The sequence below is a fragment of the Nonomuraea sp. H19 genome (assembly GCF_052068215.1).
GTDB lineage: Bacteria > Actinomycetota > Actinomycetes > Streptosporangiales > Streptosporangiaceae > Nonomuraea.
On the sequence record NZ_JBQHCV010000029.1, the window covers coordinates 81,201 to 106,096 of the forward strand.

General features: G+C 70.5%; 22 protein-coding genes. 5 read left to right on the forward strand and 17 right to left on the reverse strand.

Features of this window, described 5'->3' with window-relative positions:
• Nucleotides 1-148 precede the first annotated feature (148 nt).
• From ACTMTI_RS45350 to ACTMTI_RS45360, 3 genes are read left to right on the forward strand one after another with little or no spacing between them, the layout of a single operon-like run.
• Nucleotides 149-1,012 carry a mechanosensitive ion channel family protein gene (locus ACTMTI_RS45350; protein WP_441127046.1) on the forward strand — a complete coding sequence of 288 codons (864 nt, stop codon included), beginning with the start codon at nt 149-151 and terminating at the stop codon, nt 1,010-1,012.
• A gap of 10 nt (nt 1,013-1,022) precedes the next feature.
• Entirely contained in the window at nt 1,023-1,403 is a 381-nt protein-coding gene (locus tag ACTMTI_RS45355; RefSeq protein ID WP_441127047.1) for a globin, read from the forward strand.
• Between the two features lie 17 nt (nt 1,404-1,420).
• The gene (locus ACTMTI_RS45360) at nt 1,421-2,929 is read left to right on the forward strand and encodes a glycoside hydrolase family 13 protein (protein ID WP_441127048.1); all 1,509 of its coding nucleotides are present in this window, start codon (nt 1,421-1,423) and stop codon (nt 2,927-2,929) included.
• A gap of 9 nt (nt 2,930-2,938) precedes the next feature.
• Here the strand turns inward: ACTMTI_RS45360 and ACTMTI_RS45365 are convergent, their stop codons facing one another.
• From ACTMTI_RS45365 to ACTMTI_RS45430, 14 genes are all read right to left on the reverse strand, one after another.
• A complete protein-coding gene (locus ACTMTI_RS45365) occupies nt 2,939-4,102 on the reverse strand; it encodes an MFS transporter (RefSeq protein ID WP_441127049.1) in 1,164 nt (387 codons plus the stop codon).
• Nucleotides 4,099-4,476, reverse strand: coding sequence for an acyl-CoA thioesterase (locus ACTMTI_RS45370; RefSeq protein ID WP_441127101.1), 378 nt, complete (start codon nt 4,474-4,476; stop codon nt 4,099-4,101). The genes ACTMTI_RS45365 and ACTMTI_RS45370 overlap by 4 nt, the downstream gene beginning before the upstream one ends.
• Before the next feature lie 221 nt (nt 4,477-4,697).
• The gene (locus ACTMTI_RS45375) at nt 4,698-5,090 is read right to left on the reverse strand and encodes an NUDIX hydrolase (protein WP_441127050.1); all 393 of its coding nucleotides are present in this window, start codon (nt 5,088-5,090) and stop codon (nt 4,698-4,700) included.
• 164 nt (nt 5,091-5,254) lie between these two features.
• Nucleotides 5,255-6,919 carry an energy-dependent translational throttle protein EttA gene (ettA, locus tag ACTMTI_RS45380; protein WP_441127051.1) on the reverse strand — a complete coding sequence of 555 codons (1,665 nt, stop codon included), beginning with the start codon at nt 6,917-6,919 and terminating at the stop codon, nt 5,255-5,257.
• Between the two features lie 246 nt (nt 6,920-7,165).
• Nucleotides 7,166-8,455, reverse strand: coding sequence for a GGDEF domain-containing protein (locus ACTMTI_RS45385; protein WP_441127052.1), 1,290 nt, complete (start codon nt 8,453-8,455; stop codon nt 7,166-7,168).
• Nucleotides 8,456-8,986: 531 nt separating this feature from the next.
• Nucleotides 8,987-9,628 carry a single-stranded DNA-binding protein gene (locus ACTMTI_RS45390; protein WP_441127053.1) on the reverse strand — a complete coding sequence of 214 codons (642 nt, stop codon included), beginning with the start codon at nt 9,626-9,628 and terminating at the stop codon, nt 8,987-8,989.
• 182 nt (nt 9,629-9,810) lie between these two features.
• Complete coding sequence (locus ACTMTI_RS45395) at nt 9,811-11,436, reverse strand: GTP-binding protein (RefSeq protein WP_441127054.1); 1,626 nt, start codon at nt 11,434-11,436, stop codon at nt 9,811-9,813.
• Nucleotides 11,433-13,916: a dynamin family protein gene (locus ACTMTI_RS45400; RefSeq protein WP_441127055.1), complete on the reverse strand. Its 2,484-nt coding sequence runs from the start codon at nt 13,914-13,916 to the stop codon at nt 11,433-11,435. The genes ACTMTI_RS45395 and ACTMTI_RS45400 overlap by 4 nt, the downstream gene beginning before the upstream one ends.
• Nucleotides 13,913-15,145, reverse strand: coding sequence for a uroporphyrinogen-III C-methyltransferase (cobA, locus tag ACTMTI_RS45405; RefSeq protein WP_441127056.1), 1,233 nt, complete (start codon nt 15,143-15,145; stop codon nt 13,913-13,915). The genes ACTMTI_RS45400 and cobA overlap by 4 nt, the downstream gene beginning before the upstream one ends.
• 79 nt (nt 15,146-15,224) lie before the next feature.
• A complete protein-coding gene (speB, locus tag ACTMTI_RS45410; RefSeq protein ID WP_441127057.1) occupies nt 15,225-16,238 on the reverse strand; it encodes an agmatinase in 1,014 nt (337 codons plus the stop codon).
• A 24-nt stretch (nt 16,239-16,262) separates the two neighbouring features.
• Nucleotides 16,263-17,363 (reverse strand): nicotinate-nucleotide--dimethylbenzimidazole phosphoribosyltransferase, encoded by a 1,101-nt coding sequence (gene cobT / locus ACTMTI_RS45415; RefSeq protein ID WP_441127058.1) that lies wholly within the window; start codon nt 17,361-17,363, stop codon nt 16,263-16,265.
• 21 nt (nt 17,364-17,384) lie between these two features.
• On the reverse strand, nt 17,385-18,224 hold the full coding sequence (locus tag ACTMTI_RS45420) for a sirohydrochlorin chelatase (protein ID WP_441127059.1): 840 nt from the start codon (nt 18,222-18,224) through the stop codon (nt 17,385-17,387).
• Between the two features lie 70 nt (nt 18,225-18,294).
• Complete coding sequence (gene cbiE, locus ACTMTI_RS45425) at nt 18,295-19,470, reverse strand: precorrin-6y C5,15-methyltransferase (decarboxylating) subunit CbiE (protein WP_441127060.1); 1,176 nt, start codon at nt 19,468-19,470, stop codon at nt 18,295-18,297.
• An 80-nt stretch (nt 19,471-19,550) separates the two neighbouring features.
• Complete coding sequence (locus ACTMTI_RS45430) at nt 19,551-20,630, reverse strand: GNAT family N-acetyltransferase (protein WP_441127061.1); 1,080 nt, start codon at nt 20,628-20,630, stop codon at nt 19,551-19,553.
• Between the two features lie 77 nt (nt 20,631-20,707).
• Between ACTMTI_RS45430 and ACTMTI_RS45435 the strand changes: the two genes are divergently transcribed.
• Together ACTMTI_RS45435 and ACTMTI_RS45440 are read left to right on the forward strand one after the other, a co-directional pair.
• Nucleotides 20,708-21,121, forward strand: coding sequence for a DUF2795 domain-containing protein (locus ACTMTI_RS45435; RefSeq protein WP_441127062.1), 414 nt, complete (start codon nt 20,708-20,710; stop codon nt 21,119-21,121).
• Nucleotides 21,122-21,124: 3 nt separating this feature from the next.
• Nucleotides 21,125-22,135 carry a baeRF2 domain-containing protein gene (locus ACTMTI_RS45440; RefSeq protein ID WP_441127063.1) on the forward strand — a complete coding sequence of 337 codons (1,011 nt, stop codon included), beginning with the start codon at nt 21,125-21,127 and terminating at the stop codon, nt 22,133-22,135.
• Here the strand turns inward: ACTMTI_RS45440 and ACTMTI_RS45445 are convergent.
• The 3 genes from ACTMTI_RS45445 to ACTMTI_RS45455 are packed head-to-tail and all read right to left on the reverse strand — an operon-like array spanning nt 22,125 to nt 24,847.
• Nucleotides 22,125-22,682 carry a LutC/YkgG family protein gene (locus tag ACTMTI_RS45445; RefSeq protein WP_441127064.1) on the reverse strand — a complete coding sequence of 186 codons (558 nt, stop codon included), beginning with the start codon at nt 22,680-22,682 and terminating at the stop codon, nt 22,125-22,127. The genes ACTMTI_RS45440 and ACTMTI_RS45445 overlap by 11 nt on opposite strands.
• 33 nt (nt 22,683-22,715) lie before the next feature.
• Complete coding sequence (locus tag ACTMTI_RS45450) at nt 22,716-24,119, reverse strand: lactate utilization protein B (protein WP_441127065.1); 1,404 nt, start codon at nt 24,117-24,119, stop codon at nt 22,716-22,718.
• A complete protein-coding gene (locus ACTMTI_RS45455) occupies nt 24,116-24,847 on the reverse strand; it encodes a (Fe-S)-binding protein (RefSeq protein WP_441127066.1) in 732 nt (243 codons plus the stop codon). Before ACTMTI_RS45455 ends, ACTMTI_RS45450 begins: the two co-directional genes overlap by 4 nt.
• Between the last annotated feature and the right edge of the window lie 49 nt (nt 24,848-24,896).

Here is a 24,896-nt window from a genome sequence, read left to right on the forward strand (position 1 = left end):
CCGGAGGGGGATCCACCCAGTGTTACTGCTGGTGACAGCGTCGCCACCACCCGTTTCGCCGTCCGGGCTGCCGGACCTCAGCAAGGTGAGCTCACAGGTGGAGCAGTATTGCCAGAGCGACACCGTCGTGTGCTCTACCATTGCGGGGATGTTCCCCAACGCGTCCTGGGCACCCCTGGTCGCCACCGCGGTCACCGTTGTGCTGATCCTCGTCATGGCGTTCGTGCTGCGCAAGGTCGCGCACCGGTTAATCACCAGGGTGGTCAACCGCGCGGCGACCGGCGGCTCCATCGCCAGCAGGTTCCGCAAGGGCGCGGTGACCGACGGCATCGACGCGTTGCTGCACGAGCGGCGCAAGCAGCGGGCCGAGACCATGGGCTCGGTGCTCAAGCACGTCGCCTCGATCGTCATCCTGGGCACCGCGGTGCTGACCGTGCTCGACCGGCTGACCATCCCGATCGCTCCCCTGCTGACCAGCGTCGGCATCCTCGGCGTGGCCATCGGTTTCGGCGCGCAGGAGCTGGTCAAGGACTTCATCGCGGGCATGTTCATGCTGCTAGAAGACCAGTACGGCGTGGGCGACGTGATCGACGCGGGCGCCGCGATCGGCACGGTCGAGGCGGTCACCCTGCGCGTCACCAGGCTGCGTGACGCGGACGGCCGCGTCTGGTATGTCCGCAACGGCACGATCACCAGGGTCGGCAACGAGTCGCAGGGCTGGTCGCGGGCCTACATGGACGTCCCGGTGGCCTACGACGCGGACGTCGTGGGCGTACGCGTCCTGCTGGAGAAGGTGGCGGAGGAGATCTGGACCGACCCCGAGCTCCGCGAGTCCAAGATCGTGGAGCACCCGCAGGTGTTCGGCGTCGAGCAGTTGTCCAACAGCTCGCTGGTGTTCCGCGTCTCCGCCAAGACCCTGCCTTCCGCGCAGGCGGAGGTGTCCAGGGAGCTCAGGCTCAGGGTCAAGTCGGCGCTCGACACCGCAGGCATCTCCATGGTGTCCACCGCATAGTCTTATGAGCGTGACTGAGACCTCCTTTTACGACGCCGTCGGGGGCGAGGAGACCTTCCGGCGCCTCGTGCACCGCTTTTACGAGGGGGTCGCCGAAGACCCGTTGTTGCGGCCGCTCTACCCGGAGTCCGATCTGACGGGCGCCGAAGATCGGCTGCGGGGCTTCCTGATCCAATACTGGGGCGGTCCCAAGACCTACAGCGAGCAGCGCGGCCACCCGAGGCTGCGGATGCGGCACATGCCGTTCACGATCGGCGAGCCGGAGCGGGACGCCTGGCTGCGGCACATGCGGGACGCGGTCGACTCGCTCGGCCTGCCCGAGGAGCTGGAGAGCCGGCTCTGGGACTATCTCGTGTACGCGGCCCACAGCTTGGTGAACTCACCTGTATAACGGGCATGACACGCCACATGGATATCCCCTGGTGGCGTGATGCCGTCGTCTACGAGATCTACGTTCGCAGCTTCGCCGACGCCTCAGGAGACGGCGTCGGCGACCTGGCCGGGGTGCGGGATCGGCTGCCGTACCTGCGGCGGCTGGGGGTCGACGCCATCTGGCTGACGCCGTTCTATCCCTCCCCCATGGCCGATCACGGCTATGACGTGGCCGACTACCGCGGCGTCGATCAGCTCTTCGGCACGCTGGACGACTTCGACGCGCTGGTCGCCGACGCGCACGAGCACGGGCTGAGGGTGCTCGTGGACATCGTGCCGAACCACAGCTCCGCCGAGCATCCCTGGTTCCAGGCGGCCCTGCGCGGCGAGGGCCGCGACCGCTACATCTTCCGCGAAGAGATCAACAACTGGCAGTCCACGTTCGGCGGGCCGGCCTGGACGCAAGTGGCCGACGGCCAGTACTACCTGCACCTGTTCGCTCCCGGCCAGCCCGACTTCAACTGGCGCAATCCCGAGGTGCACCGGGAGTTCCTGGACATCCTGCGGTTCTGGCTGGACCGGGGCGTGGACGGGTTCCGCATCGACGTGGCGATGGGCCTGTACAAGGCGCATGGGCTGCCCGACGTGGCCGACCAGTCCTTCATGTCGGTCTCCCCGGTGTGGGGGCAGCCCGAGGTGCACGGCGTCTATCGCGACTGGCGCCGGCTGCTGAACAGCTACCAGGGCGAGCGGATGGCCGTGGGCGAGGTGTGGACCGACAGCCCGCAGGACCTCGCCCTCTACGTCCGCCCCGACGAGCTGCACCAGAGCTTCAACTTCGCCTGGCTGCAGGCGCCCTGGTCGCCGACGGCGTTCAAGAAGGTCATCGACGACACCCTCGCCTCAGTCCCGTTCGCGACGTGGGTGCTGTCCAACCACGACGTCGTACGGCACCGCACCCGTTACGGGACGGCCGACCCCGGCACCGGTCTCGCGCGGGCCAACGCCGCGCTGCTGACCATGCTGGCCCTGCCCGGGTCCGCCTACCTCTACCAGGGCGAGGAGCTGGGCCTGCCCGAGGTGACCGATCTGCCCGCCGAGGCCCGGCAGGATCCGGTGTTCTTCCAGTCGGAGGGCAAGCTGCCCGGGCGCGACGGGTGCCGGGTGCCGATTCCGTGGACGGTGGACCCGCCCTCGTACGGGTTCTCGCCGGGCGGGGGCGCGCCGTGGCTGCCGCAGCCGGAGACGTTCGCGGAGCTGAGCGTCGAGAAGCAGGAGGGCGACAGCGGCTCGACGCTGGAGTTCTACCGCAAGGCCCTGATCTGCCGCCGTGACCTGGTCAGATCCATTCCTTATACGCTGGAGTGGCTGGAGTCTCCCGAGGGTGCGATTTTCTTCACCCGTGGCCCGCTGGTCTGCGCGATCAACTGCGGCACCGGGCCGGTACGCCTGCCGGAGCACGACTCCGTGCTGCTGGCGAGCGGGCCGCTCAAGCGGGGCCTGCTGCCGCCCGACACGGCGGTGTGGCTGCGGCGCGCGTCATAGCCCGCGGGTTCACCCGCCCCGCGGACGCTCGCCGCGGGCGGGGAGGACGGGCAGTGAGGCCAGCGTGCACACCAGCCCTGCCGCGAATCCCGCCCAGAACCCGGCGCGCACCATCAGCACTCCGGCCAGCGGCGTGACGATCAGGGAGACGGTGTTCTGGATCGTGTTGTGGGTGCCGAGCACCCGGCCCGCCCACCCGGGTCCGGCCAGCTCGCCCGCCGCGAGATAGGCCAGCCCGTTGCCGGCCACGGTCATCACCGCGGCCAGGGCCAGCATGACGGGTCCGAGCCAGGTGCGGGTGAGGGCGCCGGCGACCAGCAGCGCCAGCACGCCGAGGGTGGCGAAGGTGATCAGCAGCAGGGGCCGCATGCGCAGGCCGGTGCGGTCCGACCAGCGGCCGACCGCGATGCGCACCACGGCCCCGCCGATCGCCGCCGCCCCGAACAGCTGCCCGGCGGCCACGCTGTCCCAGCCGTAGAGCCCCACGAGGCAGCTCACGCCGTACGTGCTCACCACGATCTGCGGCACCACGTGCAGCGCGCTGGTGGCGTGCACCCGCCACAGCGTGCGCTGCCGGTACGGCGAGCCCGCCGGCGCGGCTCCGGAACCGGAGATCTCGTGCGGCGGCTCGGCCAGGAACGCCGCGGCCAGCACGGCGGCCAGCAGGCTGGCGCCCGCGCAGACGAGCAGCACGCCCGGCAGGCCGTGCGCCCGCGCTACGGGCGGCAGCGCGAAGGCGCCGACGGCCATGCCGAGCGTGAAGGAGACCTGGCGCACGCCCATGGCTACGCCGCGCTCCGGCGGCTCGAACCAGCGCAGCACGATCCGGCCGCCGCCGACCATGGCGGCCGAGCCCGCCGCGCCGGCCAGGGCGAGCAGTACGATCACCGCCCAGGTGCGCTCGACGAAGGCGACGGCGGCGAACAGCACGGCCGCCAGCCCGACGCCGATGCCCAGGACCAGCCGCTCCCCGTGCCGGTCGGCCAGCGCGCCCCATACGACGAGGGCTAACAGGATGCCGAACGCCGGCGCGTTCGCTATGAGCCCGCCCACTGGCAACGAGACCGCGAAATGTCGCATTATTTCGGGCATGACCAGGGGCAGACCGAAAAGTCCTAGCGTGACGCTGGCATGGGCGTTGACGCCCAGCGCCAGCATCCGCCAGCGCCTCATCCCGAGAAGCGCTTGAGGTAGGCCAGTTCGTTCTCGTTGAGCCTGCGCGGGGCTTCGCGTTCGACGTCGTAGGCGGCCAGCACCGACTGGGCGGTGACGTACACCGCGTCGTCGTCGCGGATCTCGTAACGCAGTGTGAACCGTACCGGCCTGATCTCCGTCACCCAGGTCTCCACCCGGACCGGGCCAGGACGGAAGCCGAGCGGGCTGCGGTAGTCGATCTCGTGGCGGGTCACGACCAGACCTCCGAACGGCTCCTCGCCCGCGTTGCGGAGATCGATGGCGAACATGCCGAAGCGGGCGTCCTCCAAGTAGTCGAGGAAGCGCACGTTGTTCACGTGGCCTTGGGAGTCGATGTCGGCGAACCTCACCATGCGGAGGTAGATGTGCCGTTGGGCCTGGGTGCGTTCAACCACGTCCGCAACCGTACCCGCCCGAGCCTTGGGACCTCGCGCCGGGCCAGGACACACCGCCCGACGCCCGGCCAGGCTCGCGCCGCCCAACGCCGGGACAGGACCGCCCCGCCCAACGCCGGGACAGGCTCGCGCCGCCCGGCGGCCAGGGCGGGGCGACCGGCCGGAGGGGGCTTTTGGAGTCAGCGGAGGCGGCCGCTTTGGTGAAGGTGGTCGAAGACGATCTGGTCGACCGGGGCCACGCGGTCGCGGTCGGCGTAGGTCAGCCAGACGACCTCGTCGATCTCGCTGCTCGCCGTCGGGGTGCCCAGGTAGCGGGCCGTGTAGCAGGTCATTTGCACGGTGACACCGGCGGCGTGGCCGTCTGCCTGGGCCTGGAAGGTGCCGAAATGTGCGGCGCTGGACGGGATGATGGCCACGGCGAGTTCCTCGTCGATCTCCCTGACGAGGGTGTCGAGGTCGGTCTCACCAGGCTCGCGCTTGCCGCCGGGGAGGTAGTAGACGTCCTTGCCGCGTGACCGGGTGCTGAGGATCTTGCCGTCCTCCAGGAGGATCCAGGCGACTTTGTCGATCATCGTAGTGAAGGTCATCCTTTGCTCGAGGGTGCCGGCCGTTCCCCAGCCATGCTCTGTCACGTTCAAGGCCCGCGCGCGCCGTCGAGCAACACGAAAAGCAGGGAAGAACGCGTGAGGGGCGGGCCCAAGCGGGCCTGCCCCTCACGCTGAAGGTCACTGCAAGATCAGTCGCGGTGCAGCTTCCGGTACGTCACCCGGTGCGGGCGCGCGGCATCGGCGCCGAGCCGCTCGATCTTGTTCTTCTCGTAGTCGGCGAAGTTGCCCTCGAACCAGAACCAGTTGGACCCCTCTTCCCACGCCAGGATGTGCGTGGCGATGCGGTCGAGGAACCACCGGTCGTGCGAGGTGATGACGGCGCAGCCCGGGAAGTCGAGCAGGGCGTTCTCCAGCGACGACAGCGTCTCCGTGTCGAGGTCGTTGGTGGGCTCGTCGAGCAGCAGGACGTTGCCGCCCTGCTTGAGGGTGAGCGCCAGGTTGAGCCGGTTGCGCTCGCCGCCCGACAGCACCCCCGCCTTCTTCTGCTGGTCGGGGCCCTTGAAGCCGAACGCCGCGATGTACGCCCGCGACGGCATCTCCACGTTGCCGACCTTCATGTGGTCGAGCCCGTCGGAGACGACCTCCCAGACGTTCTTGTTCGGGTCGATGCCGCCCCGGCTCTGGTCCGCATAGGAGATCTTGACCGTGTCACCGACCGTGATCGCGCCCTTGTCGGGCGTCTCCCCGCCGGTGATCATGCGGAACAGCGTGGTCTTGCCGACGCCGTTGGGGCCGATGATGCCGACGATGCCGTTGCGGGGCAGGTCGAACGTCAGCTCCTCCATCAGCAGCCGGTCGCCGAACCCCTTGGTGAGGTCGTCGGCCTTGATCACCGTGGTGCCCAGGCGCGGGCCCGGCGGGATCTGGATCTCCTCGAAGTCCAGCTTGCGGTATTTGTCCGCTTCGGCCGCCATCTCCTCGTACCGCTGGAGCCGGGCCTTGCTCTTGGTCTGGCGGGCCTTCGGGTTGGACCGGACCCACTCGAGCTCGTCCTCGAGGCGCTTCTTGCGCTTGACGTCCTTCTGCCCCTCCACCTTGAGCCGCTGGGCCTTGAGCTCCAGGTAGGTGGAGTAGTTGCCTTCGTACACGTACGCACGGCCGCGGTCGAGCTCCAGGATCCAGCCCGCGACGTTGTCCAGGAAGTAGCGGTCGTGGGTGACGGCCAGGACGGTGCCGGCGTATTTCTCCAGGTGCTGCTCCAGCCACTGGACGCTCTCGGCGTCGAGGTGGTTGGTGGGCTCGTCGAGCAGCAGCAGGTCGGGCGCCTCCAGCAGCAGCTTGCACAGCGCGACGCGGCGCCGCTCACCACCGGACAGCTTGGTCACCTCGGCGTCGGGCGGCGGGCAGCGCAGGGCGTCCATGGCCTGCTCCAGCTGGCTGTCGAGCTCCCAGGCGTTGCGGTGCTCCAGCTGGTCCTGCAGCTTGCCCATCTCGTTCATCAGCTCGTCGCTGTAGTCGGTGGCCATCTGCTCGGCGATGTCGTTGAAGCGCTGGAGCATCGCCATCGTCTCGGCGACGCCCTCCTGGACGTTGCCGAGGACGGTCTTCTCCTCGTTGAGCGGCGGCTCCTGCTGGAGCATGCCCACCGTGAAGCCGGGCATGAGCTTGGCCTCGCCGTTGGACGGCTGCTCCAGGCCGGCCATCATCCGGAGCAGCGTCGACTTTCCAGTGCCGTTCGGCCCCAGGACACCGATCTTGGCTCCGGGCAGGAACGACAGCGTGACGTTGTCAAGGACAACCTTGTCGCCGTGCGCCTTGCGCACGCGCTGCAGCGTATAGATGTACTCCGGCATGCCCTCTAGCTTAGGGGCTCCTGACCCGGGCTTCCGCCGTTCCTCCCCGCCGGCGGTCGGACAGCGCCACAGTTCCGGCCCAGCAAGGCGATGCGAGACGTGTGCCCGGCACGACCCGACGGGCGTGTGCCGGGGTGACGGGCCCGCGAGCGGGCAACGCCACGGTTCCGGCCCAGCAAGGCAATACGAGACGTGTGCCCGGCACGACCCGACGGGCGTGTGCCGCGGTGACGGGCCCGCGAGCGGTCAGGCGGTGTCTTCGGGGAGGGGACGTCGGGGTGGCTGGACGGCTGGGATGCAGACGCGGTCGCGTCCCAGCTCCTTGGCCCGATAGAGGGCCAGATCGGCGGCGGCCAGCAGGTCGATCAGGTCATCGCCGTGCACGCTCATCAGCGCGACCCCCGTCGAAATGGTGACCTTGATCAGGGTGTCGTCGACGGGGACGGCCATGTGGCCGATGTGGGTGCGCAGGCGTTCGGCGACGCGCCGGGCCTCGTGCATGTCGGCGCCGGGCAGCAGGACGACGAACTCCTCGCCCCCGAAGCGCCCGACCACGTCGTAGTCGCGCAGCTGGCTGCGTAGCGTGCTCGCCACTCCGACCAGGACCTGGTCGCCGACCAGGTGGCCGTGGGCGTCGTTGACGCGCTTGAAATGGTCGATGTCGATGATCAAAAGCGCCAGGGTGCCACCGGTGCGGCGGGCGCGGACGATCTCCGTGTCGGCCTCGCGTTGCCAGGCGGCGGCGTTGAGCAGGCCGGTCTTGGCGTCGGTGCGGGCCGCGGCCTGGAGCTGGGCGTGCAGGAGGCTGCGTTGCAGCAGCACCACCGGCGGCAGAGCGAGGAGCAGTAGGCCCAGGTTGAGGCCGCAACTGATCGAGACCGTGATGCCCAGGCAGAGCTCCACGATGTCCAGCAGCACGCTCTCCCTGTCCCACAGCACCTCCCCCCAGGGGACGTCGGGGTTGGCCATGTGGGCGGCGACGGCGATCAGCGCGATGTTGAGCAGGGAGAAGAGCACCGCGGCGGCCACCGCATAGATGATCGTGGACCCGTTGCCCCGCAACAGCGCCGCCGGATCCTCGACGAGCCGATGGAACAGGACGGACGCCGCGCAACCGGCCAGGCCGATGGCGGCCGAGCTGAACACCCGGCGGTAGAGCACGGTCGCCCTGACCCGCACCTGGAGCAGGATCTGCAGCACGATCGGCGCGAACAGCGCATAGACCGGGGGCAGAAGCAGCGCCACCGGCAACCACCAGGCCGACAGCAGGTCCCGTGAGACTCCTGCGGGCATGCCGAGGCGCCTGGTGGCCTCGATGCAGACCGCACCACAGCCCATGAGGGCGGCGAACGTGAGCGCATCCGCCCCCCGGAACCGGGTGGCCAACGCGAACAGGACGATCGCAACAAGATCAAGAACGACTATCGCGCACAGGTAGATCACGAGCGCGCGCCGTTGGCCTAGCAATGGCCAGCGGTCGACCAGTGTTGACACACCGCCGCGAGAATTGATCGAGGCGTGACCAGTCGCCGCCATTCTCGACTCCTCCCTGACTAACGATGTGTAACACAATAATTGCGGAGTGTGCGTTTCGCGATGGGAACCGATACGTTGGCAGCGACGACACCTGCTCATCGTTCACTGGAAAGGAGCAGCCATGGTGCGGGGTGTGATCTGGACCTGACAGATGCTCTAGCGATCTGACGCAGGCAACATGCCACCGGCCGTCGGGGCGATCAAGCGGGACCCGGCCGGTGCCCCCTCCCCCCTTTACTCTTCTGGCTGCCCTCCTGCTGTCTTTCTCCTCCCGCCTAAAAGGCTGATCTCCGCCGCTCGCTCGTCCCTTCGTCAAGGACGGCTCTGTCGTCACGCCGAACGTCCCTTGCCGTGCTCCTCGCCATCGGCCGCCGCCTAGCTCCTCCGCTCACCGGCTCGCAGCTCACCGGGAGCGCCGGGCTTGGCGGCTGTTGCCTTGTAAGCCCGTCTTTCCGCTGCTTGGTGGGTCCGGTGGCGCTGGCCGCACGGGGGCACCTGAGTAAGCCCTCGATGCCCCCGCTCGCCTGGCGCCTACGCCGCCGCTCGCTCCTCCAAGGTCAGGGGCTCGGCGTCACGGTCCCCCTCATCGGCGGTGTCCGGCCTCTGGTCGCCCGGCAAACCTGCTGTGTCGTCTGCCTCCCCCACGGTGCGCACGGCGTCACGGTCACCTCCCAAGACGCGCACAGTGTCACCCTCGGCGCCGGACTCCGGGCGGGCGACGGCTCGGAGGTTTCGTGAGCCCATGGCCCAGTCCTGAGTCTCCTCGTCGAGGCGGTCGCGCATCTGCTTGCTCATCGAGCCCACCCCGCCGCCCCGCTCCGGTTTGGTGAAGACGCCGGTGCCCCAGCGCAGGTCGTGACCGACCGCACTGGCCTCGATCTCGGGCATGAAACGGCGGTCGCCCTCCGCGCCGAACTCGCGGATGCGCAGCTTGCCCGACACGACCACCGGCTGGCCCGCCCGTACGGAAGCCACGACGTTTTCGCCCAGGGCGCGCCAGCAGCGGACCGTGAAGCAGACCCGCTCCCCGTCCGTCCACTGGCCCGTCTTCTTGTCGAAATAACGGTGTGAGGTGAACACCTTCAGCGAGGTGACCCTGAGACCGTCTTCGAAGGTGTATTGCCTGGGCTCTGCTGCGACGTTGCCAGTGAGCGTGATGTAGATGTCGTTCATCCCATGCCTCCCATGCCTCGAACGCGGCGGGCCGGCTGCCCGCGACCTGGGGAACACGGTGCCGTGGGAGGGCACGGTCGCGGGCGGTGGAACGGGATTCTGTGGATGAGGGTGCCGGGGTGGAGGGAGGTTGTGGACAAGCAACGCCGCACGTCAGCCCGCGAGCCGCGGACGGCGTTCGATCAGCCGGACAGGTCTCGGAGGGCCGTGTAGAAGGCGTGGTGGCGGCTCAGCTCGCGTTCGACGGGCTCGACGACCATGGTCGCGGACAGCGCGGCCACCCGGCGCCGCATCTCGCGTTCGAGCCGCTCCCGCTCCTTGGACGCCCCGAGCTCCACGAAGTTGCGTGACGCGATGCCCGACAGCACCCCCAGCCCCAGCACGGAGGCCATCATGAGCCCTACCCAGGGCAGTGTCGCGCTGTCGCCGAGCAGTTCCAGGGTGGGCGGCAACTTCCCGGGCATGAGCAGGCCGGCCGCCAGCCAGGCCGTGCCGGCCAGGAACGCGGCCACCAGGAAGTACTGCCACACCTTGAGCGCCCGCCACCAACCGGGCACCCGGTCGAGTTGCGGCGCCACCTCCGTGAGGTCCTCGGTCAGCGCCTGCGGCAGCTGTCCCGCGCGGGACCTCGCCGCCTGGTGCACGGCCGTGCGCCACACCGGGTTCATTCCCATGGACAGCCCGTCGGCGAGCGCGTGCACGGCGTTGGCGACCTCGGCCGACTGGGCGCTCACGGACCCCTTCGTGATGCCGCGGATCTCGTCGCCCACGTCCTCCAGGCGCAGGGTCTTCAGCGGGTCGGCGCGGAACTTGGCGAACCAGCGCGGGTACGGCCACCCGACCCACTGGCTGGACCGCTCCGCGTAGACGTTCTCCATGGCCTCGCCCACGGCCGGTACGCCCACCGCGTCGCACAACGCGTCCGTCAGCCCCATCCTGCGGGCGTCGTCGACCGAGGAGGGCGCGCTCAGCGCATCCCCCAACGGCATGGCCTCGACGATGCGCTGCTCCAGGCGCTGGAGGTCGGCCTCCAGCTTCTGGATGGCGGCGCGCCGCCGGGCGACGGCGGTCGCGATGACGCTCTTGAGGCTCTCGATGCCCCGCCCGGTGACCGCAGAGGTGGGTACGACGCTCGGATGATCGACGCCTTCGCGGCGCAGCAGGTCGTTGAGGTCGATGACCAGCTCGGCCAGCTCTTCGGTGGTGAGCCGGTCGGCCTGGTTGAGCGCGAACACGGTCACCGCCTCATGCCCCGCCAGCTCCGTCACGTAGCGGCGGTGCGTGGAGGCGTCAGCGTATTTCTGCGGGTCGAGCACCCACACCACCAGGTCGGCCAGGCCGATGAGCCGGTCGGCCTCGGTGTCGGTGAGCGCCCTGATCGAGTCGTGGTCGGGCAGGTCGAGCAGGATGAGCCCGTGGAGCTGGCTGTCCCCCTTGTCCAGCGCGCTGGCCCGGGAGAAGCGGTGCCGCCACTGGATCTGCAGCCAGTCGAGCAGCGGACCGGCGCCCTCCAGCCCCCACACGCAGGCGTGGGTGCGGGCGGTGGTCGGCCTGCGTACGCCGGTGGGCGACAGCTCCAGCCCGGAGATCGCGTTGAACAGCGACGACTTGCCGCTGCCCGTGCCGCCGGCGAGGGCGACGACGGTGTGCTCGGACGACAGCTTGAGCCGTTCCCCGGTGCGCTGCAGCAACCCGGTGGCGTCGCTGAGCAGTTTCTTGTCCAGCCGTCCCGGCCCCAGCTCCACCACCTTGGTGAGCGCGGTCAACCGCGGTGCGAGCCCTGGCTTGGTGGGCATGGTGGTGGTCATCGAGCGACCTCGAGGTTGTACGTTGCCTGATAGAGCCGGGTCGCGACGGACTCGTCGGGGATGCCCGCGGAGTCGAGCGCTTGCACGTAACGCATGGCTTCCTCGTCGAACAGCATGCCGATCCTGGCCCGCAGATCGCTGAGCGCCTTGGCCCCGATGCCGCGCAGCGACTCCGCACCGAGCAGGGCGTTGACCAGCCGGTGCGGCACTCCTTCGCCGTTGGTTCCGCTGAACATCGCGACCATGAAGATCAGCGAGAGAACGTCGGGGTCGAACGAGACCAGCTTCGACACCGACCGCTTGGCCACGCCCTCCGTGCGTACGAGCTCGCCCAGGTGATCCTGCCAGGACGCGATGGCCCGGCCGGTGTGGCGTACGAGATTGTCGGAGGGTCTGTCGAGGCCCTCGCCGAGCTTGGCGCCCAGCTCGGAACGGTGCCGCCAGCGGGCCACCACCTCCTCGGCGGCGCGGTTGGCGGCGGCCACGATCACCGACTCCAAACCGGTGCGGATCGCCGCCTTGAACGCCAGTACGCGCTCGGGCGCCTGGCTGGCCGCCCGGCCGCGCTTGCGCAGCTGCAGCGAGCGCATGAGGTCGCCGGAGCCGGCGAAGTCCTGCCAGCGGGCCAGCACCTCGCCGTGCAGCAGGGAGCCGTTGCGCGACGCCTTCTCGATGGCGCCGAGCGCGTTGAGGAATGCGGCCTCCACGTCACCGCGCAGCTCGGCCCGGAACGCGACCTGCCCTTCCAGGTGCTTGGCCAGCGCGGGTACGCGGGTCTTGAAGCTGTTGAGCACGCCGTTGAGCGTCTCGCGCACGGCCTGCGCGCGGCGCTCCTCGTCGACGGACAGCTCGGCCAGCCAGAGCCGCAGGTCGGTGACCTCGCTGTCGGGCAACCTGCCGTCGCCGACCGTCGCCTCGTGGATGACGAACCTGTCGATCTCGCCCAGGCCGTATTCGGTGAGCATGCGTACGAAGTGCTTGAGCACCATCTCGGCGGACCTGGGCTGCACCCGCGACAGCACGATGGCGAGCCGGGCGCCGCGCTCCTTGGCCAGCTTCAGCAGATTCCAGGCGGGGGCGTCGGCGTAGCGGGCCGCCGTGGTCACGAAGATCCACAGGTCGGCGGCGTCGAGCATGCGGTGCGCGATCTCGTGGTGTTCCTCGACGACCGAGTCGATGTCGGGGGTGTCGAGCAGCGCGACGCCCTGCGGGAGCTTCTCGGTCGCGACGATGACGATGCCGCGCATGCCGTCGTCCCGAGGGGCGGCCTTGTCCAGCCGTTGGAGGCCGCCGAGCAGCTCTCCCTCCGCGAACCACGAGCGGTCCTCGGGGTGGCAGACCAGCACGGGGGTGCCGGTGGTCGGGCGGCGTACGCCGGTGCGCGAGACATTTCGCTCGGCCAGCGAGTTGATCAGGGTGGACTTGCCCGCGCCGGTGGAGCCGGCGATCACGATGAGTGCGGGGGCGGCGCTGGTCCTGACCCGGGGCAGCACGTAGTCCTGGAGCTGGGCCAGCAGGTCGGCCTGCGCCTGCCTGGCCTCCTCCGCGCCGGGCAGGTCAAGCCCGAAGCGCAGGTCGGCGACGCTCTCGCGCAGCGCGTCCAGCGCCGCGGTGAGCGCTTCGGCGGCCTCCGCGGGCAGCGCCTCGACGCGGGTGCCCTTGGGGGCTTCGTCCGAGTCCTCCTCGGCGGCCCCCTCATCGCCCGCCTGCTGCTCGTCGGCGGCTCGGGGCTGCTCGCCTTCGGCCCCCTCATCGGACAGCTCGTCCTCGGGCGACAACTGATCGCCGGAGAGCTCGTCCTCAGCACGCGGCTCGACTTCGGCGTCCGGCTCGTCCTCAACGTGCGGCACGTCCGTGGCGTCCGGCTCGTCCTCAACGTGCGGCTCGACTTCGGCGTACGGCTCGACTTCGGCGTGCGGCTCGTCTTCGTCCGCCTGCGACTCACCGGCGGCTTCGGGCCCCTCATCGGACAGCTCACCCTCGGGCGACAACTGATCGCCGGAGAGCTCGTCCTCAACGTGCGGCTCGGCTTCGGCGTACGGCTCGGCTTCGGGGCGCGGCTCCTCGTCATCGCCGGGCTGCTCGGCCGCCTCGTCGCCGGTCGCGGCCGAGTCCTCGGGCGTGGCGGGCCCGGCAGGCTTCACGAAAAGGGAGGGCCCCGTGAACTCGACCGGCTCCACCGGAGCGGCAGGTTCGCGGGGCGCGGGGCGGTCCGCGCCGGTGACGGGCCGGGCGGGCGCGAAGAAGTTCATGGGACTGGAAGGAGTCTCGGACGGCTCCTCGGGCTCCTCGGAACGAGCGGGACGCGAATCGCCGTCCCGCTCCCGCTCGGACGCCGAGCGCGGCTCCTCGCTCCCCGCCCGCGCGGCCTTGGCCGAGCCCGCGTCGAAGGCGTCGAAGTCGTCGTCCCGCACCGGCCGGAAGCTCAACGTCTGCTCCCCCAGTGACTCCTGCCGCCCGTCATCCCTGGCCGTGTTCACGGCAAGCGCTCCGCTCGAACCATCTCGACCTCCTGGCCGACCCTGACGACGTCGCCGACGATGACGATCGCCGGCGGCCGTATCCCAGCCGCGGACACGCGGTCGGCCACGGTGGAAAGCGAAGCGATAACCGCCCGCTGGGTCGGAAGGGTACCGTCCTGTACCACCATTACGGGAGTCTCCGGGGAACGTCCGTCTCGTTGGAGCGCCTCGGCCACCTTCGCCAGCCGCTCGACGGCCATCATCAGCACCAGAGTGCCCTGGGAACGGGCCAGGCCGGGCCAGTCGACGGTCGACTTAGGGTCGTCGGGTGCCACGTGCACGGAGATCACGTGGAACTCCTGGCTGACCCCTCGATGGGTCACCGGCACGCCAGCCGCCGCGGGCACCGCGACGGCGCTGGTGATGCCGGGCACCACCAGCACCGGGATGCCGGCCTGGGCGCAGGCGATCATCTCCTCGCCGCCGCGGCCGAACACGAAGGGATCGCCGCCCTTGAGCCGCACCACGAACTTGCCCTGCCTGGCGCGGTCCACGAGCAGCTCGTTGATCGTGTCCTGGGACAGGGACCTGCCGTAGGGGACCTTGGCGGCGTCGATCAGCTCGACGTCGGGCGCGAGCTCGTCGAGCAGGGCGCGGGGCGCGAGCCGGTCGGCGACCACCACGTCGGCCTGCGCGAGGAGCTGCCGGCCCCGCACGGTGATCAGGCCGGGATCGCCGGGCCCGCCGCCGACCAGGGCCACGCCGACCGGTTTCGTACGGTTGCGCCGGGCGTCGACCGTGCCGTCACGCAGCGCGCCGACGACCGCGTCCCGGATGCCGGCGGCCCGGCGCGGGTCGCCGCCCGCGGTGACGGCCACGCTGATCTCATCGACCCGCCCCGTGGCCGGCGTCCAGGCGGCGGAGGCGTCCTTGTCATCGGCCCGCACACACCACACGCGCTTGGCCTCCGCCTCGGCGGCGACCGCGGTGTTGACGGATCTGTCGTCGGTGCAGGCCTGGACGAGCCAGGCGCCGTCGCAGTCGCCGACCTCGTAGGGGCGATCGTGCCAGGTGACCCTGCCCGCGGCGATCAGGTCGTCGAGTGCCGGCGTCACGCCCGGCGACACGACGGTGACCTCCGCACCGGCCTCTAGCAGCGCGGGGACGCGCCGCTGCGCGACGCGGCCGCCGCCCACGACGAGCACCCGGCGGCCGGAAAGCCGCAGCCCGAGGAGGTAGGGGCCCATGAGGGGAATCTCCCGTTCGCGAAGGTTGTGTTAGGAGGTAAACCTACCGGCTCTGAATCCGTCATTTGCTGCACGTGGGTCAACGACCGTCAAGAAGGGGCTGCCGGGGATCCCAGCGAGGCCCGCCCTGCTCGTCCTTGCGGCGTCTGGCCATCGCTGACAGCGCCTCAAGGATAACGCGGTTCCCGAGATACGCGGTGATGTCCGCGTGGTCGTACGGCGGCGCCACCTCGACCACTTCCATGCCGGCCACGGGCAGCTCGTAGCAGATCCTGCGTACGGCGTCGAGGAGCTGCCTGGCCGTCAGCCCGCCGGGCTCGGGCGTGCCGGTGCCGGGCGCGTGGCCCGGGTCGCAGACGTCGATGTCCACGGACAGGAAGATCTGCTCGCAGTCGTCGAGCGCGATCCGGAACGACTCCGTCAGGCATTCGTCGAGCCCGCGCGCCACGATCTCGGTCATCTCGTAGGAGCGCATCTTCTGCGCGGCCATCCACTCCAGCGTCTCCGGCTCGGGCCAGTAGCCGCGCAGCCCGATCTGCAGGAACCGGTCACCGCGGATGGCGCCGGACTCGATGAGCCGGCGCATCGGCTGACCGTGGCCGTACAGGTGGCCGAAGGCGATGTCCCCGGTGTCGGCGTGTGCGTCGAAGTGGATCATGGAGGTACGGCCGGCCCCGTGCGCCCTGGCGGTGCCGCGCGCGTCCGGCAGGGCGACGGTGTGATCGCCGCCGAGCACCATCGGGATCGCGCCGGAGGCGGCCACCCGGTGCACCGCCTCCTCGATGGCGGCCAGTGAGCCCTCGACGTCGCCCGAGTAGCACTCGACGTCACCCGCGTCCAGCACCCGAAGGTCGCGCAGCGCGTCCACGCGCAGGGCCAGGCTCGGTCTGGAGCCGTCGTGGGGCAGGTAGCAGGCCTGGCGCAGGGCCATCGGACCGAATCTGGCGCCGGGCCGGTTGGTGGTGCCGCCGTCGAACGGCGCACCGATGATCACCACGTCGGCGTCGGCGTAGCTCGCCGGGTCATTGACGTCGCAGCGATCCACGCCGAGGAACGTGATGTCAGGGCCGTACATCGCGCCATAACGGGACACAGTTCACCTCCAGTGCCCCAATCATCACACGGGCTTCTCGGTCACTCCCGCCGCGTCGAACGTGGCCACGTCGTGCATCACCCGCACGGCGGCGCAGACCAGCGGGTGCGCCAGCAGACCGCCGGTGCCCTCCCCGAGCCGCAACTCCAGGTCAACAAGCGGGCGCAGGCCGAGGTGGGCGAGCGCGGCGGCGTGGCCGGGCTCGGCGGAACGATGCCCGGCGACACAGTGGTCGGGCGCGGCGGGGTCCAGCGCGGCGGCCACGAGGGCGGCGGCACCGGCGATCACGCCGTCGAGGATCACCGGCACGCGGGCCGCCGCGCCGCCCAGGATGAATCCCGCGAGGGCCGCGTGCTCGAACCCGCCGACGGCGGCCAGCGCCCGCAACGCCTCGCTGGGCTGCGGGAACTCCCTTGAAGCAGGCGGGCCGGAGACGGCCGCGCCCGGCAGCCCGTTGACGCGGAGGGCCTCGCGGACGATGTTCACCTTGTGGGCGTACGTCTCGTCGTCGATGCCCGTGCCCCTGCCGGTCACCTCGGCGGCGTCCTTGCCGGTGAAGACGGAGATGAGGGCGGCGGAGGCGGTGGTGTTGGCGATGCCCATGTCGCCGGTGATCAGGCAGCGGGCCCCGGACGCCACCAGGTCGCGGGCCACGATGATCCCGGCCTCCAGCCCTCTGACTGCCTGGTCGACGGTCATGGCCGGGCCTTGCGACAGGTCGGCGGTGCCGTACCCGATCTTGTGCTTGACCAGCCCCGGAGCGTCGGGCAGGTCGGTGGCGACGCCGACGTCCACCACGGTCACGGACACGCCGGCCTGGGCGGCGAAGGCGTTGGCCACCGCGCCGCCGGACAGGAAGTTGGCCACCATCTGCACGGTGACCTCCTGCGGCCAGGGGGTGACGCCGCGGGCGTGCACGCCGTGGTCGGCCGCGAAGATGGCCAGCGCCGCGGGAGCGGGCATGGGAGGCGGGCAGGCGCCGGAGGCGCCGGACAAGCGGATCGCGACCTGCTCGAGCACGCCGAGCGAGCCACGAGGTTTGGTGAGGCGATCCTGATAAGCGCGAGCCTCCGCGAGCGCCATGGCGTCGGCGGGGCGGATCGCGGCGAGCGTCTCAGCGAGCACAGCTAAACCTCCAATTACCACTTAGGGGACGAGTTGGAGCGCTTCCTCGTATCGGTCGATCACGATGTCGGCCAGGGTCTCGCAGTCGCCGATCACCTCGGCGCAGCGGATGTCGAGATCGGGATGCCCCGCGCCGTACGCCAGCGCCTGCGCCCAAACGCGCTCGAGCAGGCCGCCCGCGAACAGCAGGTACGGCACCACGATCACGCGTTTGGCCCCCAGGCGGCGGCAGCGCTCAAGCCCTCCGGGGACGCCCGGAGGGGTGACCGACACGAACGCGGTCTCGACGGTCATGAAATCGTAGGCGTGCGTCTCCCAGAACAGCCGCGACACCCGGTGGATCTCGGCGTTGGCGGTGGCGTCCGTCGAGCCCTCGCCCACCAGCACGACCGCGGTCTCGCTGGGCTCCACGTGCAGCTCCTCGACGGCCGGCGCGTCGACCGCGCGAAGGCGGGGCCGGGCGCCGACGAGCTCCAGCGCGCGCGGCTTGGAGATCTCGGCGGCGGCCTCGGTGAGCCGCTCTGCCAGCAGCCCGAGCATGCGCGGGTCGGGCCCGAGCGGGCGCCCGTGGTCGTACATCAGCGTGGGATGCCGCTTCTGCTCCAGCTCCATGGCGGCGCCGAACTCCTCGCTCACCCCTCTGAGGCTCAGCGGCAGCGTCACGAGGCGGTGGTGTCCCCTGGCGACCAAGGAGGCGACCGACTCGCTCAGTCGCGGTGTGGCGCGCTCCAGATAGCCACCGGAGACGTCGGGGCCCGTCTGGTCGAGGCGGCAGCGGAGACGGTGTACGAACCTGCCGAACTCCGCGGCGTAGGCGTCATCGTGCGAGCCCTGCCCGATCAGCAGGAGCGGCGGCTTCATCGTGAGGGAATCTCCGGTGCGGTGGACAAAGTCACGCGAGGATAACCGATGCGCACCGGTAGGGAACAGGTCACGCTGTGTGTGCAGGTGTCGCATGCACCACGAAGACGGGATCGGAGCCGGTCAAACTGTGGGAGCCGTCGGGGTTGAGCGTGAGCTTCGACACCAGGATCTGGGTGCCCTCACCGCGGTAGCCCTGCTCGCGCAGCCGGTCGAGCACGGCCGAGACCTGCTCGACCTTGCTGAGCGCGCACACCAGTGAGCGCGGCCCGCGGGCGGCGCAGGCCATGACCACGTCGGGGCCGCCGCCGCCCACGAAGACGGCGTCGGGGTCGGGCAGCGGCTCCAGCGCCGGCGGCGCCTGTCCCCTGGTCAGCGCCACCTTGACGCCGTGCTTGAGCACGTTGGCGCGCAGCTTGGCGCAGGACTCCTCCTCGCGCTCGACGGCCATGACCGCCGCGCCGAGCCTGGCGCACTCGACGGCGATCTCGCCGACGCCCGCGCCCACGTCCCACACCAGGTCGCCGAGCCGGGGGCCGAGTTTGGCCAGGATGTACGCCCTGACCTCCGCCGGGAGCCTGCTCTCGAACGGCAGCGCCCACTCGGCGGGCCCCGGCTGGGCGCCGGCCACCCAGCTCGGCTCCTTGGGCTGGTGCAGCGGGTCGATGACGAGGACGACGTCGGGATCCTTCCACGGCCGGGTCGTGGCCTCGCCCATGCGGCTGTGCGTGATCCGCTCGTCGGGGCCGCCGAGGTCCTCGCAGACGATCAGTGCGCGGGGCGTGGTGGGGGCGAGTTCCCTGGCGATCTCCCCCGGGCCGACGCCGGGCGCGACGAGCAGCGCGACCTTGGGGTGGGCGCGGCAGGCGTTCACGGCGCGGTCGAGCTGGTGCGGGCCGGCGGGGGCGACGACGAGCGCGTCCTCCCAGTTGAGCCCGGCGCAGGCGAAGGCGCGGGTGACCAGCGAGGTGGCGGGCAGCACGTCCGGTTTGATGCCGTGCGCCCGCAGCGTGCGTACGACGCCGAAGAATCCGGGATCGCCCTCGGCGAGCACGACGGCGGGGCCCTCGCCGTGTTCGAGGTGATGGTCGAGGGTTTCCAGCAGCGACTCGTCGCCCGCGGTCTGGGCGGTGAGCTTGAGCTGCCCGAGGATGGCGTCGGGTCCCACGACGAGCCGGGCCTCTTGCAGCCGGTCCACCGCCTTGGCCGAGAGCTCGGATCCGTCCCAGCCGACAACCGTGATCATTGCGCCTCATCCTCCTCACCTCAAGGGTGACGGCTGTCGCGGTGTTTCACAAAGGGTGCGAGGGTCAGTACGGTGTGCCCTCACTCCAGGTCGGACGGGATGAGGCTGTAGACCACGAGGTCCTCGCCGGCGAATACGCCGCGGGCGACGCCCTCGCGGACGAAGCCCGCCTTCTCGGCCACCCGCTGGGACTCCGGGTTGGCCACGGCCGCGCGGAGCTGGAGCCGGCTGAAACCCTGCCGCTCGAACAGCCAGCGGGCGATCGCCAGCACGGCCTCGCCGGCGTACCCCTTGCCGCGGGCCCAGGGGGCGGTCATGTAGCCGACCTCGGCCGTCCGGTTGCTCCAGTCGAGGTCTCTGAGGTCCACGTTCGCGGCGAAGCGGCCGGTTTCCAGCTCTTCGGCGCTCCAGGCGATGCCCGTGCCCCTGATCCGCAGCTGTTCGGAGATGTCGATGAACGCCCGCGCGTGCTCCCTGGTGTAGTCGCGCGGTACGCCCGTCCTGGCCTGGGTGAGCGGGTCGGCGCCGGTGGCGGCCAGATCGGGGACGTCGGCGACGGCGGGCGGCCGCAGCAGCAGCCGCGAGGTGCGCAGCTCCGTCCTGGGCAGCGTGTCGGAGGGGATGCGGCCGTCGCCGCGCAGCAGCCCGAACACGACGAGATCGTGCGGGCCGTCGTGCTCCATGACGGCCTCGCGCAGCACGCCTTCCCAGGTGAAGCCCGCTTTCTGGGCCACGCGGAGCGAGGCGACGTTGTCGAGGTTGGCCGTCAGGTCGATCCTGCGCAGGCCGGTGGTCTCGAACGCCCAGTCGACCAGCCCGCGCACGGCCTCGGTGGCGAGGCCGCGGCCCCTGTAGAGCGGGTGCACGCCGTACCCGACCTCGGTCGTGCCCGCGCTCCACGAGGTCTTGAACAGGCTGATGGCACCGACGATGACACCGTCGACGTCCGTCATGGCCAGGTGCACGCCCTGCCCGGAGCGGTGCAGCTCGTGAGCGCCGTGCGACAGCCACTGGGCGATGCCGGACACGTGGGTGGGGGCGCCGGGCGGCAGGAACTGGACGCGGGACTCCACGATGGCTCGAATTCGAGCCGCGTCCTGAGGGCCGAACGGCCGCAGCGTAAGCCTGGCCGTGGCGATGCTCACGTGGGGATCGAACACGCTCGGCAGGGTACACAGTCGCAATGTTTGCCCACGAAAGCGGGGGTAGGGGCGCAATTGAGAGGAGTGACGGAACCATGGAACAACGTGGGAGCGACAAGCACGGCCCCCGTCTGGACGAGCAGCAGAAGCACGAGGACGAGGGCCTGGTACGCGGCGGCGGCACGACCCATGCCGAGGAATGGAAGGAGCCCGAGGCCATGCCGTCACCCGGTGAGGAATCCCTGCAGTCGTCGTACCCGCCCGGTCACGAGCCAGGCACCCCCGCCGGCATCACGCAGCAGGGCGTCGACGTCCGCAGCGAGCTCGCGAAATGGCTGAGCGACTGCCAGTGGCCCGCGGCCAAGGACGATCTCGTACGTCACGCCGAACGCGTCCAAGTGCCGGACGAGGTGGCGGACATGGTCGAATCCCTTCCCGACCGCCGCTACACGAACGTGGCCGAGGTCGCCAAGGCGCTCGGGCTCGGCGTGGAAAAGCGGAGGTGGTGACCGGTGCGGCTCGACTTCATCCGGCGGCTGTACGAGCGGCGCGGCCCGTACGCGTCGGTGTACCTGGGCGCGCTGACCGGTCCCGAGCGGAAGGCACACTGGCGTGGCATACGCGACCAGCTCGACCACGTCGACTCGGCGACGCTCGACGCCCTGGAGAAGGAGGCCTTCGCGGCGGCCGCCGGGCGGGCGCTGTTCGCCACGCACGGTGAGGTCGTGCTGGCCGAGTCCCTCCAGCGGCCGCCGTCCGAGCTGGCCGTGTGGTCGCCGTTGCCGCACGTCACGCCCCTGCTCATGCAGCGCGGCGAGAACGTGCCGCACCTGCGGGTCATCGTGGACCACGCGGGGGCGGAGCTGACGGTGTTCGGGGGCGGGGCGCCGCGCAAGGCCACCGTCGAGTCCGCCGAATGGCCGCTGCAGAAGACCGCCCAGGGCGGCTGGTCGCAGAAGCGGTACGAGCGGGCCGTCGACGAGACGTGGGAGAAGAACGCGGTCGCCGTCGCCCATGAGATCGACGAGCAGGTACGCCGCATCGGCGCGGAGCTGATCCTGGTCGCCGGCGAGCCGAAGTCACGCTCGTACCTGCTGCACCATCTCGGCACGAAGTCCGCTGACCGGGTGCTGATGGTGGAGCACGGCAGCCGCGCCGACCACGGCCAGTTCGAGGCGGACGTGGAGCGGACCCTGGACGACTGGCTCGACCGCCGGCGCGCCGAGCTGCTCGAACGCCACCAGGAGTTCGACGGCCCCGTCGGGATGGCACGCGTCGCACAGGCCCTGCGAGAGGGCCGGGTGCACGCGGTGCTGTCGCCGGGCGTGGTGCCGAAGCCGGTGTGGATCGGCGAGGGCGGCACGCAGCTCGCCACCGATCCGGAGGAGCTGCGCCGCTGGGGCGTGAGCGACCCCGTCCAGGAGCGCGGAGACTCCGCGCTGGCCAGGGCGGCCGCGATGACGGACGCGGAGCTGTGGTTCACCGACACCGTCAAGGACGTGGCGGCGGTGCTCAGGTACTGATGACCACTTCGAGCGTTCTGGGGCCGTGCACGCCCTCGACCCGGTTCAGCTCGATGTCGCTGGTCGCCGACGGGCCGCTGATCCAGGTGAGCGGGCGCGCCGGGTCGAGCCGGGCGATCGCCTCGGGCACGCCGGCCACGATCTGGGCGGCCCTGACCACGCACAGGTGGTAGTCGGGGACCAGCGTCTGAGCCCTGGTGCCCTGGCCGGGGCCGTGGTCGAGGACGATCGTGCCGGTCTCCGCGATGGCCACGGCGCAACCGGTGATCACGCCGTCGGCGGTGTTCAGGTCGTCCCAGCCGCCGGGCCGGTCGAAGCCCTCGGGGACGATCATGCGGCGCTCGCCCACGCACTCGGCGATCTTGGCGGGCACGTCCGCCTCGGGGATCACGTGCACGATCGCGCGGTAGTCGTCCACGCGCTCGGCGAACAGCCCCACGAGGTCCTCCACCTGCTGCGTCGTGCGGTAGAGGCGGGGGATCTCGACGTCCCCGGCGCCGGCGACGGCTTTGCCGATCCTGGCGAGGATCTCCTCACGCGCGCTCATTCCGCTCCTGCCCACTGGTCGCTCACCGCTCCCTCACTCGCTCCGCTCGCTGCGTCGGGTTCGCTCCCACCAGTCTCTGAAGGATTCTTCCGGGATCTCGGGCAGGTCCCTCGTGTCGGTCCACGCCGCCAGCGGCCCGGGCAGCCGCTTCGGCAGCAGCTTGCGCAGCCGGGTGGCCGCGCGCTGGGCCTTGGCCAAGCGGCTGTGGTCGTTGAATATCCAGCCGGCGACCATCATGCCGGCCCGCTCCGCGGCCGCGTGGGGGGCCTTGGCCCGCAGGTCCACCAGGACCTCTGGGATGTCGATGGCGACCGGGCAGACGTCGTAGCAGGCGCCGCACAGGCTGGAGGCGAACGGCAGCGAGGCGTCCAGGTCCGAGCCCATGCCCCGCAGCTGCGGGGTGAGGATCGCGCCGATCGGGCCCGGATAGACCGAGCCGTACGCGTGGCCGCCCGCCCGCTCGTACACCGGGCACACGTTCAGGCAGGCCGAGCAGCGGATGCAGCGCAGCGCCTGGCGGCCGACCTCGTCGGCGAGCACGTCGGTGCGGCCGTTGTCGAGCAGGACCAGGTGGAAGTCCTGGCCCTCGACGGCGCCGGTCCACATGCTCGTGTAGGGATTCATCCGCTCGCCCGTGGAGCTTCTCGGCAGGAGCTGGAGGAACACCTCCAGGTCCCGCCAGGAGGGCAGGAGCTTCTCGATCCCGACCACGCTGATGAGCGTCTCCGGGAGGGTCAGGCACATGCGGCCGTTGCCCTCGGACTCCAGCACGACGAGCGTGCCGGTCTCGGCGACCATGAAGTTGGCGCCGGAGATCGCGACCTTGCTCTTGAGGAAGCGTTCGCGCAGGTGGAGCCGGGCGGCCTCGGCCAGGGCGGGCGGGTCGTCGGTGAGGTTTTCCGGGACCTTCGGCATCTTGTCGAGGAAGATCTCGCGGATCTCCGACCGGTTGCGGTGGATCGCGGGGACCAGGATGTGGCTGGGGAAGTCGTCGCCGAGCTGGACGATCAGCTCGGCCAGGTCCGTCTCGTACGCGGTGATGCCCTGCTCGGCCAGCGCCTGGTTGAGCTCGATCTCCTGGGTGGCCATGGACTTGACCTTGACCACCTCGGTCTCGCCGGTGGCCTTGACCAGGTCCGCGACGATCTGGTTGGCCTCGGCGGCGTCCCTGGCCCAGTGCACCGTGCCGCCCGCCCCGGTCACGGCCCGCTCGAGCTGGACCAGGTAGCGGTCGAGGTTGCGCAGGGTGTGGTCCTTGATGGCCTTGCCGGCCGCGCGGAGCTCCTGCCAGTCGGGCAGCTCGCCGACGACGCCGGCACGCTTGCCGCGAATGGTGTGCGTGGCCTTGCGGAGGTTGTAGCGGAGCTGCGAGTCCTGTACGGCTTTCTCGGCGTTTTGGGGGAAATTTCCGGGCATGCCAAGGAACGTCCCGCTCATTGGGCCTCCTCCGTCGATGCGAGGATCTCGGCCAGGTGCATGGTCCGCACGCCGGTCTTCTGGCGGCTCAGCGTGCCACCGATGTGCATCAGGCACGAGTTGTCCGCCGCGCACAGCACCTCGGCGCCCGTGTCCAGGATGTTGCGGGTCTTGTCGGCGCCCATCGCGGCGGAGACGGCCGGGTTCTTGACCGCGAACGTGCCGCCGAATCCGCAGCACTCCTCGGCGCCCTGCAGCGGGACCAGCTCCAGGCCGCGGACGTGCTGGAGGAGCCGGGTGGGCCGGTCGGCCAGGCGGAGGCCGCGGAGCGAGTGGCACGTCGGGTGATATGTCACCCGGTGCGGGAAATATGCTCCGACGTCTTCGGTTTTCAGGACGTCGATCAGGAACTCGGACAGCTCGTACACCTTGGGCACCACCTCGGCGATCGCCGCCGCTCCCTTGCTGCCCGGCTTGGCCAGCTTCGGGTACTGCTCGCGCACCATGGCCGCGCACGACCCCGACGGCGCGACGACGGCGTCATAGCCGGCGAAGACCTCGGTGAAGTGACGCGCCAGCCGCACCCCCTCCGCGCGATAGCCCGTGTTGACGTGCATCTGGCCGCAGCACGTCTGGGCGGCCGGGAAGTCGACGTCGCAGCCGAGCCTGCGCAGCAGCGACACGACCGCCTTGCCGGTGCCGGGGAAGAGCGTGTCGTTCACGCAGGTGATGAACAGGGCGACTCGCACGGCTCTCCTTCCGTAGGTATGGTCGGACCACAGTATGGTCAGACCATAT